Raw genomic sequence first — 16,758 nt, 5'->3', positions numbered from 1 at the left:
AAACGATAGACAGCGATGTATGACCAGAACACGCAGACCGACGTCGAGAGCACCGACGTCGGCTTTCGCATCGACCCGGTTCTCGCGCGTAGCTGGCTGTTGGTCAACGGCGCCCAGCACAATCGATTCGCACACGCTGCGCGGTCGCGCGCCGACATCGTCGTGCTCGATATCGAGGATGCGGTCGCTCCCAAGGACAAGCTCACCGCGCGCGACAACGTCGTCCAATGGTTGACCAGCGATCCCGGCTCCGGCCCCGACGGCAACCCCCTTCCCGGCGGCGCAGGCGACTGGGTGCGTGTCAACGGCTTCGGTACGCCGTGGTGGGCCGACGACCTCGAGGCGCTCTCGAAGACCCCGATCGGCGGCGTGATGCTCGCGATGGTCGAGTCCGTCGACCACGTCACCGAGACCGCCAAGCGGCTCCCCGACGTGCCGATCGTCGCACTGGTCGAGACGGCACGCGGGCTCGAACGCATCAGTGAGATCGCGTCGGCGAAGGGCACCTTCCGGCTGGCGTTCGGTATCGGAGACTTCCGCCGCGACACCGGCTTCGGCGACAACCCGATGACCCTGGCGTACGCGCGCTCGCGGTTCACCATCGCGGCGAAGGCGGCACACCTACCCAGCGCCATCGACGGCCCCACGGTGGGATCGAGCGCACTCAAGCTCAGTGAGGCGACGGCCGTCAGCGTCGAATTCGGCATGACCGGCAAGATCTGTCTGACACCTGATCAGTGCGCTCCGGTGAACGAGGGCCTCACACCGTCGATCGACGAGATCACCTGGGCGAAAGAGTTCTTCGCCGAGTTCGAGGCCGACGGCGGCGAGATCCGCAACGGCTCCGACCTTCCCCGCATCGCCCGCGCGACCAAGATCCTCGACCTCGCCCGCGCGTACGGGGTGACCGGCACGGAGTACGAGGTCGATCCCGGGCACGCGTCGGCACCGTCGGACACCTACCACTACTGAGTTCGCCGGACTCAGATCACCGGACCCAGATCACACGGCACGCCATGCACCGGTTGCTGCCGACGCTCTGGGTGATCAGCGCAGCGTTGACCGCGCTGATCCTCGGTCCGCTGCTGCGCCCGGGATATCTGCTCTACCGCGACGCGGTGTCGACGCCCCGGTCGTACGTGACCGACACGACGTTGGGGATCGGCGACCTACCACCGCGTGCCGTTCCGCAGGATTGGGCTGTGGCACTGGGGAGTTCGGTGGTCGACGGCGGATTCCTCGTCACGGCAATCCTGTTCGCGGCACTGACCGTAGGCGGCGTCGGATACGGCAGACTTGCGGCGCATCTCGTACCCGGCGCCGGCCGGACCGGCGCCGTCGCGGCCACGATCGTCTCGTTGTGGAATCCCTTTGTCGCAGAACGACTTCTCCAGGGCCACTGGGGGCTTCTCGTCGGGTACGGCGCGCTGGGATGGATCGCGCTGGCCGCTGCGCAATACCGTGACACAGCGTCGATGCGCCGCTGGTGTGTATTGGCGGCACTTCTCGCCGTCGCCGGATTCACGCCGAGCGGTTCACTTTTCGGCCTCGTGGTTGCAGTGGTCTGCGTCCGCGCGCGGCCGCTGATCGGGGTGCTGGCGGCGTGGGTGTTGTCGGCGCTGCCGTGGCTGGTGGCCGCGCTGCTGACCTCTGCGTCGACCTCGACGGACGGCACTGCGGGGGTGCGCGCCTTCGGGTTACGGTCCGAACCAGGGCTCGGACCGCTCGGAACTGTGCTGGGTCTCAGCGGTATCTGGAACGCCGACGCCGCACCTGCGAGCCGCACGTTCTGGTGGGCAGCGGTCGCGACGGTCTGCCTGATCGCAGTCGTCGGGGTCGGGTCGATCACGTTGTGGCGCAGGCGCGAACTGCTTGTCGACGCTCCCCTCGTACGAGCGCTGGCCGTGCTCGGTGTTGTGGTGGTTGTTGGTCTGGCGATCACGGCCTTCGGACCGGGCAGCGGCGCGCTCGCGGGGGTCGTCTCCGCGATCCCGGGCGGTGGGCTGCTGCGCGATTCGTCGAAGTTCGTGGCGCTGGTGATGCCTATCGTCGCGGTGGCGAGCGCTGCCGCGGTGTGGCGGTTACGTGACCTCGTCCCTTCGGGTTTCGCGCTCGCGGCGGTGGTTCTTCTCGTGGTGGCACCGCTGCCCGACCTTGCGTGGGGAGTCGGCGGACGACTCTCGACGGTGCAGTATCCCGACGATTGGGCGCGCGTTGCGCAACTCGTTCCCGCCGACGCGGGCGACGTCGCGCTATGGCCTCCCGGCACCGTGCGGCAGTACCCCTTCACCGACTCGCCATCACTCGATCCGGCCGCACGCATGCTGCGCGCGCCCGTCGTCGAATCGGGCGAACTCGTCGTCGACGGCGCGACCGTCGACGAGGCGACACCGCGCGCACAGCAGGTGACCGAAGCGCTGCGCACCGGTGGTGACCCGATAACTCTCGCTCGGCTCGGCGTCGGCTGGGTGCTCGTCGAAAATCTCTCGGGCACAGCTCAACCCGATGTACCGGCCACGCTGGCCGACCGCGCGGACGTCGTCTTCCGCGGCCACGATCTCGTCCTGTTCCGTATCGCCGACCCGACCGACGTCGGCGACGCCTCCAGCGCAGCGCGCGTAACGGCCTACGCGGCACACCTTGTTTGGGCTGCGCTGATCATCTGCGGCGGTGTGGCTACGCTGTGGCCGCTAGGGCGCCGCCGGGCTCGCAGTGAGGTTCAGCCGCGCGAGGACTGATCGAAGACCGACATGAAGCCGTCGGCCGTCGCCGACCACGAATAACGTTGCGCGCGTTCGCGTGCGGCCACTCCGAGGCGGTTGCGTTCGGCAGGATTGTCGAGGAGTTTTCTTGTGGCGGAGAGCATCTCGTCGACGCCGTCGACCAGTAGTCCGGTCTCGGCGTCGTCGATCGATTCCGCGAGTCCGGTGGCGTGGCGGTAGCCGATGGTCGGCACACCCATCTGTGCCGCTTCGATCACCGCGAGTCCCCACCCCTCCTTACGCGAGGGCATCAGGTGCACGTCAGCCTCCGCGAGGACCTGATACTTGCGTTCGTTCGACACGTGCCCGTGGAAAGTCACAAGACGCTCGACACCGAGTTCGCTTGCAGCCGAACGCAATCGAGACGACCACCAACCGTCGCCGATGACGTCGAGATGCACATCACGCTCACCCGCGCGGTGCAGGTCGGCAAGAACCCGCAGCGCATCCTCGACCTGCTTGTGCGGTACGAGACGCGAGAGCACACACAGCCGAGCCGGCCCGTGATCGTCACGCAGTACCGGCACCGCCAAGTCAGGCGTCGGGTCGATTCCGTTGTGCACCACGGTGATCCGGTCGTCGTCGACACCGAGTTCGACGAGCTCGCGCGCCGACGGCGCCGACACCGTCACATACCGGTTGCGACGGTGGACCCGCGGCGACACCCGCGACTCGAGGAACCATCCCAGTCTGCCGAGGAGTCGGCCGGCCACCGGCCACTGCTCTCGGTGACAGTGATGCACGAGCACGATGGTCGGCGACGACGAGACCAGTGTCGCGAAGAACGGGATGCCGTTCTGTGTGTCGACGATGGCGACGGGCGAGACTCCCGCGAGCGGACCGAAGCCCAGCCGACCGGCGAGGAGCACGGCCAGGATCGCCGGATACACGGTGATCCGACCCCCTGCGCGTACGAAGCGCATGCCGTCGCGGTCCTCGGTGCGCAAGGCACCCGGGTACGTCGACGTCAGGTAGGTGACGCGCATTCCGCGTCGAGAGAGTTCCGCACCGACCCGCTCGAGGTAGGTTTCGCTGCCTCCACCCTGGGGGTGGCGGGTATCGCGCCAGCACAGCAGCACGACGTCGGACGGGGTGTTCATCGCCGACAATGCTACGCACCCACCCCGGTAGCATCTCCGACGTGCCGCGACCGAGAACGACCAAAGACTCCTCGACGGCGGGCTCGACCACGACACGTGCCGACGCCGGGATGGCCCGAATCGCCACGCTCGCACGCGCGGCGGGGCTGCTCAACGACTTCCGCTTCGAGCAGTCCGATCCCGCCCGCTTCTACCGCGCCCTCGCCGACGACACCGCCGACCTCGTGGGCGCCTTCGCCGAGCTCGACGGTGCCGTGGTGCTCGACGTCGGCGGCGGTCCCGGCTACTTCGCCGATGCGTTTCGCCAGCGCGGGGCGTCGTACCTGTCTGTGGAACCCGACCCGTCCGAAATGCACGCGGGCGGTCTGGAACATCGGGGATCGGTGCGGGCGTCGGGCCAGGAGTTGCCGTTCGCCGATGGCTCTATCGACATCTGCATCTCGTCGAACGTCGTCGAACACACGCCTGCGCCGTGGGAGATGGCCGACGAGATGCTGCGGGTGACACGTCCCGGCGGCATCGTGATCGTCAGCTACACGCTGTGGTGGGGTCCGTTCGGTGGACACGAGATGGGTCTGCGGCACTACTTCGGCGGCGCCCGGGCCGCGCGCTGGTACACGCGGCGCAACGGGCATCCGCCGAAGAACCTGTTCGGGACGTCGCTGTTTGCCGTGACCGCCGACGACGGTCTGCGGTGGGCTCGGTCCCGACGCGGCCGCGCACGGCTGGTCGCGGCCTTCCCGCGCTACCTGCCGAGCTGGGCGTGGTGGGTGCTGCGCATACCGCTGGTGCGCGAGGTTGCGGCCACGAACCTGGTGCTGGTGCTCGAGCCGCGCTGAGGCTTGGGCGCCCCTGTGCTCAGCCGAGCCCCGCTGCGCAGCGCAGTGTGCCGCCGTTGCTGGTCGCCGAGGCGAGCAGTTCCTCACCGCGAAGGATGTTGCAGGTCACCGGGCCACGCACGACGACTGCGGTCAGTTCCGCGTCGGTGCCCGTGACTGTGGCCTGCCGTGACCACGGGGTTCCGGTCGCCGCGACGATCTCGTAGTCGTTGCCCTTGCGGAACCGCAGTGCGACGACGTCGCCGTTGCCGGTGATCTGGTAGGTCACCGCCCCTGCCGCCGGCGCGGGTGTTGTCGTGGTGGTGGTCTCCTCGGTGGTGGTTTCCTCGGTCGTCGTCGTGGTGGGTGTCGTAGTCACCGTGGTGGTCGCGGGCGCGGTGGTCGCGGCCGTGCCGCCGTCGCCTCCGGAACTGCGGATGATCGCATAGGCGACTACGGCGATCAGAGCGATGACCGCGATGATCGCCACCACCAGGATCGCGGTGCGTTTCCCGCCGCCCGACGAGTCGGGGTCCTGCCCTGGCTGCTGCTCGTTCCCGTAGCCCTGCCGGCCGTACTCCTGGTTGCCGTAGCCCTGCTGGCCGTAGCCCTGGTCGGGGTAGCCCTGCTGGCCGTAGCCCTGGTCGGGATAGCCCTGGTCGCCGTAGTGCTGCTGGTCGCCGTAGTGCTGCTGGTCCCCGTACGGCTGGTTGGCGTAGGGATCGTGCTGCGAGTAGGCCTCGGTGCGCGCCGTCGGGTCGCCGCCCGCCGAAGGGTCCTCGTTGGGGTCGAACGCCCGGGTGTGCGGGTGCTCGGCCGGGTCGTTCGGGTCCTCGGGTGGTCGCGTCATGGCGCCGATTGTGCCAAACCGCCTGTCGCCACATGTGGGACTGGTCCAAGACCTCTCACTGTGGACAGCACAGCTTCGGCGAACAGGCCGCGCCGTGTGCCAGCTCGATCCGTATGACAGTCAGCGCCGATTCCGGGCGGAACGTCATACGGATCGCTGGACATCTGCGCGCCCGGGCTCGCCGCCCGGGGCTCGCCGCCCGGGCTCGGCGCTCACGCCTCGGCGATCGCCTCGAGTGGTCGGGTGCGGGCGGCGCGGTTGGCGGGCCACAGCGCGGCGAGCACTCCGACGACGCCCGCTCCGATCAGGGTCACGACGATGAGCGTCCACGGCAGGACCGGATCGCCGAGTCCCCAGCGCGCAAGCGTGCGCACCAGCGCCCACCCGACGACCACGCCGATCACCACACCGACGAGCGCACCGTATATGGCGATGAACACCGACTCGAGGTAGATGCTGCGTCGAACCTGACCGCGCACCATGCCGACGGCTCGGAGCATTCCGATCTCGCGGCGTCGCTCCACCACCGACAGCGCCAGCGTGTTGACGATGCCGAGGATCGCGATGACCAATGCCAACCCGAGCATGGCGTACAGGACGCCGAGCATCTGGTCGATCTGCTGCGACACACTGCTCTTGAACTGTTCACGATCCTGCACCTGCACCGTGAGGTACGAACTGGTCGCGTTCTCGAGATCTGTTCGTAGCGTTGACGAGTCGACGCCGGGCTTCGCCTTGACGAACACTCCGAAGCTCATCCGCGCAGGCTCGGGCATCAGTGACTCGTAGACCTTGCTGCCAACGAGCCACGGCTGCAACGTCTCGTTGTCGGCGTACACGCCGTCGACCCGCGTGGGAACCTGCTGACCGAGCGACGAGGTGAAAGTGACTGTGTCACCACGCTTCCAGCCCCTGTCGTTGCTTGTTCGCTGGCTGACGAACATCCCGTTGTCCGGGAGTCTGTCCGACGCACCGTCGAGCATGTCGATGTTGGTGACGGAACTGATCTGGCCGCCGAGTGGCGAGAAGCCACTGACCTTGGTGTCGCCGACCCGCGCCTGCGCCACACCGAAACTGACCGAATCCTCGACGCCCTTCACACCTTTCACGGCTTCGGCGACGGCTGGCGAGATCGGCAGGTTGTTGGTGCCGGTCACGATGTAGTCGGCGGTGATTCCCGTGTCGACGGCGGTGTCGACGGTGCCCTTGAATGATGTGCCGAGCGTGCCGATCACAGCCACGAGGATCAGCCCGAGTGTCAGCGCGAAGGCTGTCGCGGAGCTGCGTCGTGGATTGCGCATCGCGTTGGTGCGGGCCAGGTAGCCGATCGACCCGAAGGGTGCGCCGATCACTCGTCCGAGCACACCGACGACGGGCTGCAGTAATGCCGGGCCCGCGAGTACGGCCGCCAGAATCGCGGCGCCCGCGCCGAGACCGACGACGATCGCACGCAGCATGCCCTCCCCCATGGCACCCCACACGATCGCGACGACGGCGATCACACCGAACACCACTCCTGCGATCGTGCGGTTTCGCAACGACGACGCGCGCTCGGCGTCGCTGGCGCGCATCGCCTCGACGGGCGGCACTCGGGCCGCACGCACCGCGGGAACCCACGCGCTGACCATCGTGACCACGACGCCGACGAACAGTGCCGCGAGTACCGCCCACACACTCACGTTGAGCGACGCCTGCGGCAGCCCCGACGTCGACGACGTGATGGCCTTGAGCGCAGCCGCCAGCCCGATGCCGACACCGAGACCGACGAGTCCACCGATCACACCGACGACGAACGCTTCGAACAACACCGATCGCGACACCTGGCGCTCGGTGGCACCCACCGCACGCAGCAATGCGAGCTCCCGATTGCGTTGCGCCACAATCATCGAGAAGGTGTTGTAGATGATGAATGTGCCGACCACCAGACCGATGGCGGCGAAGGCGAGCAGGATGCCGGTGAAGATTGTGAGGAACTGGTTAACGCGGTCCTTCTCGTCCTGGCGCACCTGATCGCCGGTACGGACCTTGAGCGCATCCGACGCGAGGAGCTTCTGGACGCGATCGCGCAGTTCGGTGTCGCTGACGCCCGCGACGGCGGACATGTCGACGGTCGCGACATGCTCACCGTCGGAGAGCAGTTGGCTTGCCGCTTCGCGTTCGAACTGCACGTTCACGAATCCGCCGGTGTCGCCCGTGAGCTGGCTGATACCCACGACCGTGACGTCCATTGGCTGGCTCGAGCCCTGTCCGACAACCACTTTCGTCTGCGAACCGACCTTGAGATCACCCTTCTCCGCCGCCGATTCGTTGAGGACCACTTCCTGGTATCCGGTCGGTGCACGTCCGCCGGGCAGCAGCTTTCCGTCGTCGGGAGACAGCGACTCGTTCGGCGGAATGTACGCCGAACCAATGCTCGGCGCCCCGCCGGTTTGCAGTGCCTTGCCGCTCGAATCGGCAATGGTCACCAGGCCCGAGTAGTTGGTCGACAGCTTGTCGATACCGAGCTGTTTCTTCTGTGAGTTCAGTTGGTCGACAACCGACTTCGACACCCCGGCGGAGTTCGAATCCTCCGGGGTCACTTCGACGGACACACCGGGTGCGGCGTTGTCGAAGATCGAGTTGAAGGCCTGCGAGATGGTCGACGTGAACACGATCGACCCCGCGACGAACGCGGTACCCAACACGATCGAGAAGACCGTCAGCGCAAGTCGCAGTTTGTGCGCACCCAGATTGCGCAGCGATACCTTCCGCATCACCGAGGACGAGGCCATGTGTCAGCCCGCCTGCGTCGAATCCGCACCGGACCCGGCGTCCGCAGCGTGCCGGCCGACGCCGGATTCGGGTGCGACAGAGCCGGATTCGTGCTTGCCCAGTTCTGCGCCGACAGTCACATCAGCAGTCGCACCGGCATCCGAGCCGGAATCGCCTGCGGGAACGTCGTCGAGGTTCTTCATCACCTCGAACACGTCGTCGGCCGTTGGCCGAGGTAGTTCGCGGACGATCTTGCCGTCGGCGAGGAAGACGACGCGGTCGGCGTACGACGCCGCTCGCGGGTCGTGCGTCACGATGACGACGGTCTGACCGAACTCGTCGGTCGCCGCACGCAGGATGGACAGCACCTCTCCCGACGAACGAGAGTCGAGGTTTCCGGTCGGTTCGTCACCGAAGATGATCGCGGGCCTCCCGACGAGTGCACGCGCACAGGCGACACGCTGTTGCTGACCGCCGGAGAGCTCGCTGGGCAGGTGATCGAGTCGGTCGCCGATACCGAGTCGGCTGATCACCGTGTCGTACCAATCCTTGTCGACCTTGCGCCCTGCGATGTCGGACGGCAGCGTGATGTTCTCAGCGGCGGTCAGAGTCGGGACGAGGTTGAACGACTGGAACACGAAGCCGATGCGGTCACGTCGCAGCAGCGTCATCTTCTTGTCGGACAGGCCCGTCAGATCTGTGTCGCCGATGTGGACGTGACCGCTGGTCGCGACGTCGAGTCCGGCGAGGCAATGCATCAGGGTCGACTTCCCCGAGCCGGACGGCCCCATGATGGCGGTGAACTCGCCGGACCGGAACGACAGCGTGACGCCACGCAGTGCGTGGACCTCCGTGTCACCTGATCCGTAAGTTTTGACGAGATCCTCGGCGCCCGCGCTCGCGCCCTGCTCTGATGTCATGGCTTAACCGTGCCAAAAATGGCACCGCATTGCCATCGGGTGATTCCCCTACAGTGTTTCCCCACAACACCCTGAGATCTCAGGGTTGCCGCGACGACGCGTCAGCGGGGCAGCTGGACCTCGAAGGAGTGCACCCTGGTCGGCCCGGCGAAGGCGTTGTTCGTGACGACGAACAAAGTGCGGGTGCGGAAGTCCTGCCACGGCAGATCGGGCTGCCAGTTACCCCACGCCATCGACGACATATTGCCCGTCGAGAGTCGGGGTGTGCCGTCGGTGTTGAAGATCGACTGCTTGGGCATCGGCTTCTCGGCACCCGAGAGGTTGGCCCTCCCGCCGACCTGATCGGCGCCACGGGTCGTCGCCCAGTAGATCGCCGTGCTGCGGCCTTTACCGCGCTCGAGGACGAGGAAGTCGGTGTTGTTGACCGCGAGGACGTCGGCAGCGTTCTTACCCGGATCGGTGCGATACACGAACTCGGAGTTCGTCTTTCCGAACGTCAGCAACCGCGCCGACGTTGCGGGGTCCTGACGGAGACCTCCCGCCGTGATCACGCTGATCTGCCCGCGTGGTCCCACAGCGACGCCGGTGAGTCCACGCTGACCGGCAAGACCCGACTTCTTCGATGGCCGCCACGCCGCGGGCAGCCCGAGGTCACGAATGTAGGTGGCCACCGGCCCGGCGCTCTGCAGACGCACGAACTGATGGTCGCCACCACTGACGACGACGTAACCACCGCTCGTGGCGCGGATTCCCTCGTACTGTGCCGAACCCGGCAGCGGCGGAATGTTGCCAGGGCCCAGCAGCACACCGCCGCCGTCGATTCCGGGATTCGACGTGAAGCCCGCGGCACCCGAGGTGTAGCTGAACTGGCTCGTGAAGAAGCGTGCTGGTCCGCCGCGGCCGACGTCGGTCGAGATCATCGCGAATCGGTTGGCGCCGATCCGATCGATGCCCGAGATCGCTCCGAACGTCGGTACGCCACTGACGTAAGCAGTGTCGGTGTAGCGCGCGATGATCGGCGTCGCAGAATGCGCAGTTCCGGCGGACATACCGGATATGCCGAGGAGAACTGATGTACCCAAAAGCGCAGAGACGACCGTTGCCCCCCACGAGCGAAGACTCATAGGGGGCAACGATACCTCAGTTACAGATGTGACAGAAGGTGAGATCAGGCCAGCCGCTGCTTGAGGGCGTCGAGCTCATCCTGCAGGCTTGTCGGGAGCTTTTCGCCGACGAACTCGAAGAGTTCTTCGATCAACGGGAGCTCACGACGCCACTCGTCGGGATCGACGGCGAGTGCCGCCTCGAGATCCTCGGTGGGGACGTCGAGCCCGGAGACGTCGATCTCCTCCGGCTTCGCGACGATGCCGACCGGCGTCTGCACGCCTTCGTTCTCGCCCTCGATGCGGCCGATGATCCACTTCAGCACGCGGCTGTTCTCGCCGAATCCCGGCCACAGGAAGCGGCCGTCATCGCCACGACGGAACCAGTTGACGTAGAAGACCTTCGGGAGCTTCGACGCATCGGCGTTCTTGCCCAGGTTGATCCAGTGCTGGAAGTAGTCGCCGACGTGGTAGCCCATGAACGGCAGCATGGCCATCGGGTCGCGGCGGACGGTGCCCACCTTGCCCTCGGCGGCCGCGGTCTGCTCGGAGCCGACCGTGGCACCCATGAAGACGCCGTTCTGCCAGTCGCGGGCCTCGGTCACGAGAGGCACCGTGGTCTTGCGACGACCACCGAACAGGATCGCCGAGATCGGCACACCCTGGGGGTCGTCCCACTCCTCGGCCAGCGAGGGGCACTGCGAGATCGGTGTGCAGTAGCGCGAATTCGGGTGCGCGGCAGGCTCATCCGAGTCGGGCGTCCAGCTACGTCCGAGCCAGTCGGTCAGGTGCGCAGGCTTCTCGCCTCCGATTCCCTCCCACCAGATGTCGCCGTCGTCGGTCTCGGCGACGTTGGTGTACAGGGTGTTTCCGGCGTCGATGGTCTTCATCGCGTTCGGGTTGGAGTCCATGCTGGTGCCCGGTGCCACACCGAAGAAGCCGAACTCGGGGTTGATCGCGTAGAGACGGCCGTCGTCGCCGAAGCGCATCCAGGCGATGTCGTCGCCGACGGTCTCGGCCTTCCAGCCCGGGATGGTCGGCTGGATCATTGCCAGGTTGGTCTTCCCACACGCACTCGGGAACGCAGCGGCGACGAAGTAGACCTTGTTCTCCGGGCTGGTGAGCTTCAGGATCAGCATGTGCTCGGCCATCCAGCCCTCGTCACGCGCGATCACCGACGCGATGCGCAGCGCGTAGCACTTCTTGCCCAGGAGCGCGTTGCCGCCGTAACCCGATCCGTACGACAAGATCTCGCGGGTCTCGGGGAAGTGGGTGATGTACTTGTTCGGGTTGCACGGCCATGCGACGTCGGCCTGACCGGGCTCGAGCGGAGCGCCGACCGAGTGCAGGCCCTTGACGAAGAAGCCGTCGTCGCCGAGCAGGCGCAGCACCTCGGGACCGACGCGGGTCATGATCTTCATCGAGAGCACGACGTAGGCGGAGTCGGTCAATTCGACGCCGAGCTTCGGGTCGTCGGAGCCGAGCGGGCCCATGCAGAACGGGATGACGTACATCGTGCGGCCGCGCATGCTGCCACGGAAGAGGGGCGTGAGGGTGGCGCGCATCTCGTCGGGCGCGACCCAGTTGTTCGTGGGGCCCGCATCTTCTTCACGCTCGGAGCAGATGAAGGTGCGCGATTCGACGCGCGCGACGTCGGCGGGATCGGACTTGGCCAGGTAGGAATTGGGCTTGTGCTCTTCGTTCAGCTTGAGCAGCGTGCCCGACTCGACGAGTTCGGCGGTGAGACGATCCCACTCCTCGTCGCTGCCGTCGGACCAGACCACACGGTCGGGCTGAGTGAGCTCGGCGACCTCGGCCACCCATGCCAACAGCGCTTCGTGTTTAGTCGGAGCGGTGCCGGGTTCCAGACCCGGAATCGTGGCGGCGGTCATATTTCCTCCTCCGAGGTGGCGACCCGCATTGGCCGCCCCGTATGGGTTGCTTATCCCCAGGATACTGTGACCGAGCGTGCGCTAGGGCCTGGGGTTACGAGATGCGGTATAGGCCACATTCGCACACCCCGGAGGGGGCTTGCAAGGTGACCGATGTCGGATTTCCGAGGACTTGCAACCCACTGCCACCAGGACTTTCTGCTCTATGCGAACCCACTCACTCGAGTCTGCCGGAGTCCGTGGCGACCCAGATGCCGGTGTCGCGGTCGAGTGTTCGGGAGGCGAACGAGCCGTCGGAGCCCACCTGTGTGATGCGATCGACCTGACCGTCGTGGTCACTGTCGGTGTACACCGTCAGGCCCCCGGGACCACTGCGAGTCAACGAATCGGGCACTCCGTCTGCGTCGGTGTCGACGTCTGCGGGGCCGAGGTCCCAGATGCGGCCGTCGTCGTGCATCAGCAGGTTGTCGGCGGGCGAATCGGGCTGCGACCCCGGCTCGGTGAGGCCGGCCCAATCCCGGTTCTCCTCACCGGATACGTCTCCGAAGTCGAACGAGTCGATGTTCACTGCCTACCCCCACTGACTGCACCGCCCGCTGCGCGGAGCTCTCTGAGACGTTGATCGATCTCGGCGACCTCGTCGGCGATTCGACGACCCTGGCGATCGTATGCGCGCAGCACTTGGCCGCCGATGCGCGATTCCGCCTCGGTGAGCTGCATGGCAACCCGACGTTCAACCCGGGCACGGACGTCGGCGAGAACGTCGTTGACCCAGGTGCGCACCTGCGCGCGCACGGTTGCCGCACGCCGCATCCGGATCACCCACACCGCCACCGCGAGTCCGAGCAGGAGCGCCGCGGGCATGCTGATCCACTGCAGCGTGTGCACCGAGGCCAGCGGCGCGACCGCGAGTCTGCCGATACCGATACCCGTCGACGCACCGATCAGCAGCAGCATCGCGTCCTCGCCCGTGCGTCGCCCGGACGGCAGATCGCGACGCGCGACGATCGGCTCGTCGTCTCGGTGCGCGGGCGGATCGTCGACGTCGAGTCCGACGAGGGTCGACGACGCGACGGCGTCGAGTCGGGTGTCGGTGATGGCGTCGAGGTCGGTGACGAGACCGTCGATCTCGCGGTCGAGCCACGCGGCGTCGGCCTCGACGTCGGAGCCGGTGGTCGCGGCGCCGCGGTGTTCGGCGCGCGCAACGAGCGCACGGACCCGCGCCGTGATGTCGGCGCTGCTCTGCGCACGCACGCGAACGATCCCCGCGCGAAGCGACGCCAGCCGGTCCGCCCGTCCCCTGTCTCTGAGCGCCAGCAATCGTGCGCGACGGATTGCCAAGGCGTCGGGGTCGACGCGGTCGTCGGTATCCACAGGGGTCGGTGCTTGCGGGGTCTTCGGTTGCGGGATGCGTGCAGTGGGCTCGGCGTTCGGTGTCGCGAACCAGTCGAGCAGATCGCCGATCCCCGACTCCTCGACGGCGCCCGCGAGTGCCGCGGCCGCCGACACCGCGAAGACCGGTAGCGCTCCGGCGGGATCGAGTTCTGACCGATATCCACGCACGATCCGCGGCCAATCCCAGAACGACTCGATGCGGCAACAGACCAGAGCGACATGCTCCACCGCCGAGGTCAGCTCCCGCAGCGCGGCAAGATCCTCGTCGTCGACGACCGCCGATGCCGGATCGATGACCAGCACCGCAGCGTGGGCGCCCGCGAGGTCGCGGTTCGGATCGAACGTCACGAAGTCGATGGCCGAACCTGCAGCACCCCCTGTCTCAGCCGCTACCGCCCGACACGCCTCCACGAGAGGCTCGACGTCGACACCTTCGGCGGCAGCGACGGCGACCCGACACAGCGGAACGAGACCGGCGGCGAGCGTCGACAACTCGGAGCCCACGTCACACACCTTCCGTCCGCAGGAGCCGTTCGACGCTGTCGCGGTCGGCGCCGGCTGCCGCCGCCAGCTCGAGCGATGCGCGCACCTGCGCACCCCGATGGGCAGCGACCGCGGGCATGCACGTCTCGATCGCGTCGCGCAGAGCGTCGAATCCGCTTGTCGCTCGTAAGTATCTAGTGAGTGCCGCTGCGGTGGCGGCCGCCGGGTCGTCGACGGCCAGAAGAGTTAGCGCACGCCCGATACCAGCGGCGTCGAGGCGTCGAATCAGATCGGCGCGCATCTGCAATTGAGGCCGTGCGGGCGCGAGAAAGTGGCCGGACATCGCCGGCATCGCCTCACCGTCGGCAGCGAGTGTGCGGAGGAACTCGAACTCGTCGTCGGACACCCTGGCGCACGCCGACAACTGCGAGACCGCGACGACCGGCCTGGCGAGTGACTCACTCGCGGCGCATACGAGCCCATCTGCGGCGTCGGCTGCGAGTGTGTCGGCCTTTCCGAGGACGACGACGGTCCGCTCGCGTGGCGAGGCGGCGAGCATGTCGTGGTCGGCACGTCGCGGCGCTCCTGCGAGCACATGCACTCGAAGATCGGCTCCGGCGAGCACGCCCGACCCACGCTCGGCCACGAATGCCGCGACCCCGAACCGCTCACACAACGCACGCGCCATCATGTCGCGACCCACCCCGCGCCGACCGACCACCGCAACCGACAGTGGCTGCACGTAGCGTCGCGCGGCGGCGTCGAGCGTGCCGAAAGCGGGCGAATCGGGCGCGACGAGCTGCCCGATCGATCCCGACGACAGTGCGAGAGCGAGCGGACCCGTTGGATCGATCACGCACTCACCCCCACTCGAGACCGGCCGATCTTCCCTGGTGGAAGGGTAGTCGCAGTTGGGTGAGGTGGCGCAGCAGATTGCACAAGCGGGTGTCGACGTGTGCATGACCGACCCGATGGGCCACGATGGACCGGTGAACTCCTCCCCCGGACCGGCCGACGGCCAAGGCGACGCGTCACGCCTCTACCCGCGTGTGACCAGCTTCCGCTTCCGCCGCGGCTCGCTGACGCCGGGCCAGCAGCGCAACTGGGAGACGCTGTGGCCGGTGCTCGGCCGCGACCTGGCAACCGACCCGGCCCAGACCCCGGAACCACCCATCGACTTCGACGCACTGTTCGGGCGCGAGGCACCCCGCGTGCTCGAGATCGGCAGCGGAACCGGCATCTCGACGGCCGCGATGGCGGCAGACGAACCCGACGTCGACGTGATCGCCGTCGAGGTCTACAAGCCGGGCCTGGCACAGCTCGTCGGGCTCGTCGACCGCGCTGGCCTGACCAATGTGCGCATGATCCGCGGCGACGGCGTCGTCGTGTTGCGTGAACTGATCCCGTCCGGATCGCTCACCGCGATCCGCCTCTTCTTTCCCGACCCCTGGCCCAAATCGCGCCATCACAAGCGCCGCTTCGTCCAACGAGGCACCATCGAACTCATGGCTGACCGACTCCGGCCCGGCGGCGTCCTGCATATCGCCACCGACCATGCGGACTACGCGGAGTGGATCGCCGAAATCCTTGCGACGCAGAATCCCGAGCGGGTCCACGTCGTACCCGCGACCACTGCGGTGCCGGTCTCGCTCGAGCGTCCGACCACCAAGTTCGAAGGTCGCGCAGAACGCGAGGGCCGCGAGGTCAACGAGTTCGTCTATGTCCGACCCCGTGAGAAGGCGACGGCTGAGGGCTCAGACAACCCAGAATCTCCAGAAACCCCTGAATCTCCAGAGATCCCGACAGGCGGCGATGGCTCATGACCGACACCCGTGGCACGGCCGCACGCTTCGCCGACACGATCTCCGGACAGAGCGGCGCGCAGCGCGTCCTTCTGGTCTGGGACGCACCCAACATGGACATGGGCCTCGGGTCCATTCTCGGCGGACGGCCGACGGCGGCGCATCGACCGCGGTTCGACGCGCTCGGCCGCTGGTTGCTCCAGCGCACCGCCGACATCTCGGCGCAAGCGGCCGTCGCGGCCTACGACCGGTCGGTCAGCGACGACAACGCCGATGACAGTGCGATCGACGATGACGATGCTCTCGACGGCGATAGTGATGTCGACGACATTTCGACGACGTCGGACACCGCGGTCCAGATCGAACCCGAGGCGACGGTCTTCACCAACATCGTGCCTGGTAGCGCCGACGTCGTGCGGCCGTGGGTCGACGCGTTACGCAACGTCGGGTACGCGGTGTTCGCCAAGCCGAAACTGTCCGAGGACAGTGATGTGGACTCCGACATGCTCGACCACATCGAGCTTCGCAGGCACACTGTTGGGTTAGCCGGGCTTATCGTCGCGTCCGCAGATGGTCAGGCGTTTCGGGATCCACTGATCGAGATCGCAGCCGAAGGCGTTCCGGTCACGGTCATCGGGTTCCGCGAACACGTGAGTTGGGCGCTGTCGACGGACGGACTCGAGTTCGTCGATCTCGAGGAGATACCCGGTGTGTTCCGGGAGCCGCTGCCTCGGATCGGGCTCGATTCACTGCCAGACGACGGCGCGTGGCTCACCCCGTTCCGGCCGCTGCGCGCACTTCTCCGCTGAGAGAACAGTCCGCTCGGACCGCAAACCCAGCCCGAAACACCAAGAGCCAAACCTCAGCAAGCACTCAGGCACC

14 protein-coding genes are annotated in these 16,758 nt (G+C 67.1%); 5 read left to right on the top strand and 9 right to left on the bottom strand.

What is annotated here, in order from left to right:
- Positions 1-15 precede the first annotated feature (15 nt).
- Both A5785_RS10825 and A5785_RS10820 read left to right on the top strand, forming a co-directional pair.
- A complete protein-coding gene (locus tag A5785_RS10825) occupies positions 16-972 on the top strand; it encodes an HpcH/HpaI aldolase/citrate lyase family protein (RefSeq protein ID WP_064866396.1) in 957 nt (318 codons plus the stop codon).
- 44 nt (positions 973-1,016) lie between these two features.
- Positions 1,017-2,738 carry a hypothetical protein gene (locus A5785_RS10820; RefSeq protein WP_064866394.1) on the top strand — a complete coding sequence of 574 codons (1,722 nt, stop codon included), beginning with the start codon at positions 1,017-1,019 and terminating at the stop codon, positions 2,736-2,738.
- Here the strand turns inward: A5785_RS10820 and A5785_RS10815 are convergent.
- Complete coding sequence (locus A5785_RS10815) at positions 2,720-3,862, bottom strand: glycosyltransferase family 4 protein (protein WP_064866392.1); 1,143 nt, start codon at positions 3,860-3,862, stop codon at positions 2,720-2,722. The genes A5785_RS10820 and A5785_RS10815 overlap by 19 nt on opposite strands.
- A 110-nt stretch (positions 3,863-3,972) precedes the next feature.
- On the opposite strand from A5785_RS10815, the gene A5785_RS10810 reads away from it, so the two are divergent.
- Positions 3,973-4,701, top strand: coding sequence for a class I SAM-dependent methyltransferase (locus A5785_RS10810; RefSeq protein ID WP_064866420.1), 729 nt, complete (start codon positions 3,973-3,975; stop codon positions 4,699-4,701).
- A 19-nt stretch (positions 4,702-4,720) separates the two neighbouring features.
- Here A5785_RS10810 and A5785_RS10805 read toward each other — a convergent pair whose 3' ends face one another.
- The 8 genes from A5785_RS10805 to A5785_RS10770 all read right to left on the bottom strand — a co-directional run bounded on the left by A5785_RS10805 (position 4,721) and on the right by A5785_RS10770 (position 14,930).
- Positions 4,721-5,530, bottom strand: coding sequence for a hypothetical protein (locus tag A5785_RS10805; protein ID WP_064866390.1), 810 nt, complete (start codon positions 5,528-5,530; stop codon positions 4,721-4,723).
- Positions 5,531-5,742: 212 nt separating this feature from the next.
- Positions 5,743-8,301, bottom strand: a complete 2,559-nt coding sequence (locus tag A5785_RS10800) for an ABC transporter permease (protein ID WP_064866388.1) — start codon at positions 8,299-8,301, stop codon at positions 5,743-5,745.
- Positions 8,302-8,304: 3 nt separating this feature from the next.
- Positions 8,305-9,201, bottom strand: a complete 897-nt coding sequence (locus A5785_RS10795; protein WP_064866386.1) for an ABC transporter ATP-binding protein — start codon at positions 9,199-9,201, stop codon at positions 8,305-8,307.
- A gap of 101 nt (positions 9,202-9,302) precedes the next feature.
- Positions 9,303-10,325, bottom strand: coding sequence for an esterase-like activity of phytase family protein (locus A5785_RS10790; protein WP_064866384.1), 1,023 nt, complete (start codon positions 10,323-10,325; stop codon positions 9,303-9,305).
- Between the two features lie 44 nt (positions 10,326-10,369).
- Complete coding sequence (locus A5785_RS10785; protein WP_049700356.1) at positions 10,370-12,196, bottom strand: phosphoenolpyruvate carboxykinase (GTP); 1,827 nt, start codon at positions 12,194-12,196, stop codon at positions 10,370-10,372.
- Positions 12,197-12,413: 217 nt separating this feature from the next.
- A complete protein-coding gene (locus A5785_RS10780; RefSeq protein WP_064866382.1) occupies positions 12,414-12,764 on the bottom strand; it encodes a DUF6802 family protein in 351 nt (116 codons plus the stop codon).
- Positions 12,761-14,095, bottom strand: a complete 1,335-nt coding sequence (locus A5785_RS10775) for a hypothetical protein (protein WP_064866380.1) — start codon at positions 14,093-14,095, stop codon at positions 12,761-12,763. Before A5785_RS10775 ends, A5785_RS10780 begins: the two co-directional genes overlap by 4 nt.
- 1 nt (position 14,096) lies before the next feature.
- Complete coding sequence (locus tag A5785_RS10770) at positions 14,097-14,930, bottom strand: hypothetical protein (RefSeq protein ID WP_064866378.1); 834 nt, start codon at positions 14,928-14,930, stop codon at positions 14,097-14,099.
- A gap of 115 nt (positions 14,931-15,045) precedes the next feature.
- Here A5785_RS10770 and trmB point away from each other — a divergent pair, with 115 nt between their 5' ends.
- Both trmB and A5785_RS10760 read left to right on the top strand, forming a co-directional pair.
- Positions 15,046-15,897, top strand: coding sequence for a tRNA (guanosine(46)-N7)-methyltransferase TrmB (trmB, locus tag A5785_RS10765; protein ID WP_064866418.1), 852 nt, complete (start codon positions 15,046-15,048; stop codon positions 15,895-15,897).
- The gene (locus A5785_RS10760) at positions 15,894-16,685 is read left to right on the top strand and encodes a hypothetical protein (protein ID WP_064866377.1); all 792 of its coding nucleotides are present in this window, start codon (positions 15,894-15,896) and stop codon (positions 16,683-16,685) included. Before trmB ends, A5785_RS10760 begins: the two co-directional genes overlap by 4 nt.
- The last annotated feature ends 73 nt before the right edge of the window (positions 16,686-16,758 follow it).

The organism is Gordonia sp. 852002-50395_SCH5434458, from assembly GCF_001665905.1.
Lineage (GTDB): Bacteria > Actinomycetota > Actinomycetes > Mycobacteriales > Mycobacteriaceae > Gordonia > Gordonia jacobaea.
This window is presented reverse-complemented; position numbering and strand designations above follow the sequence as displayed.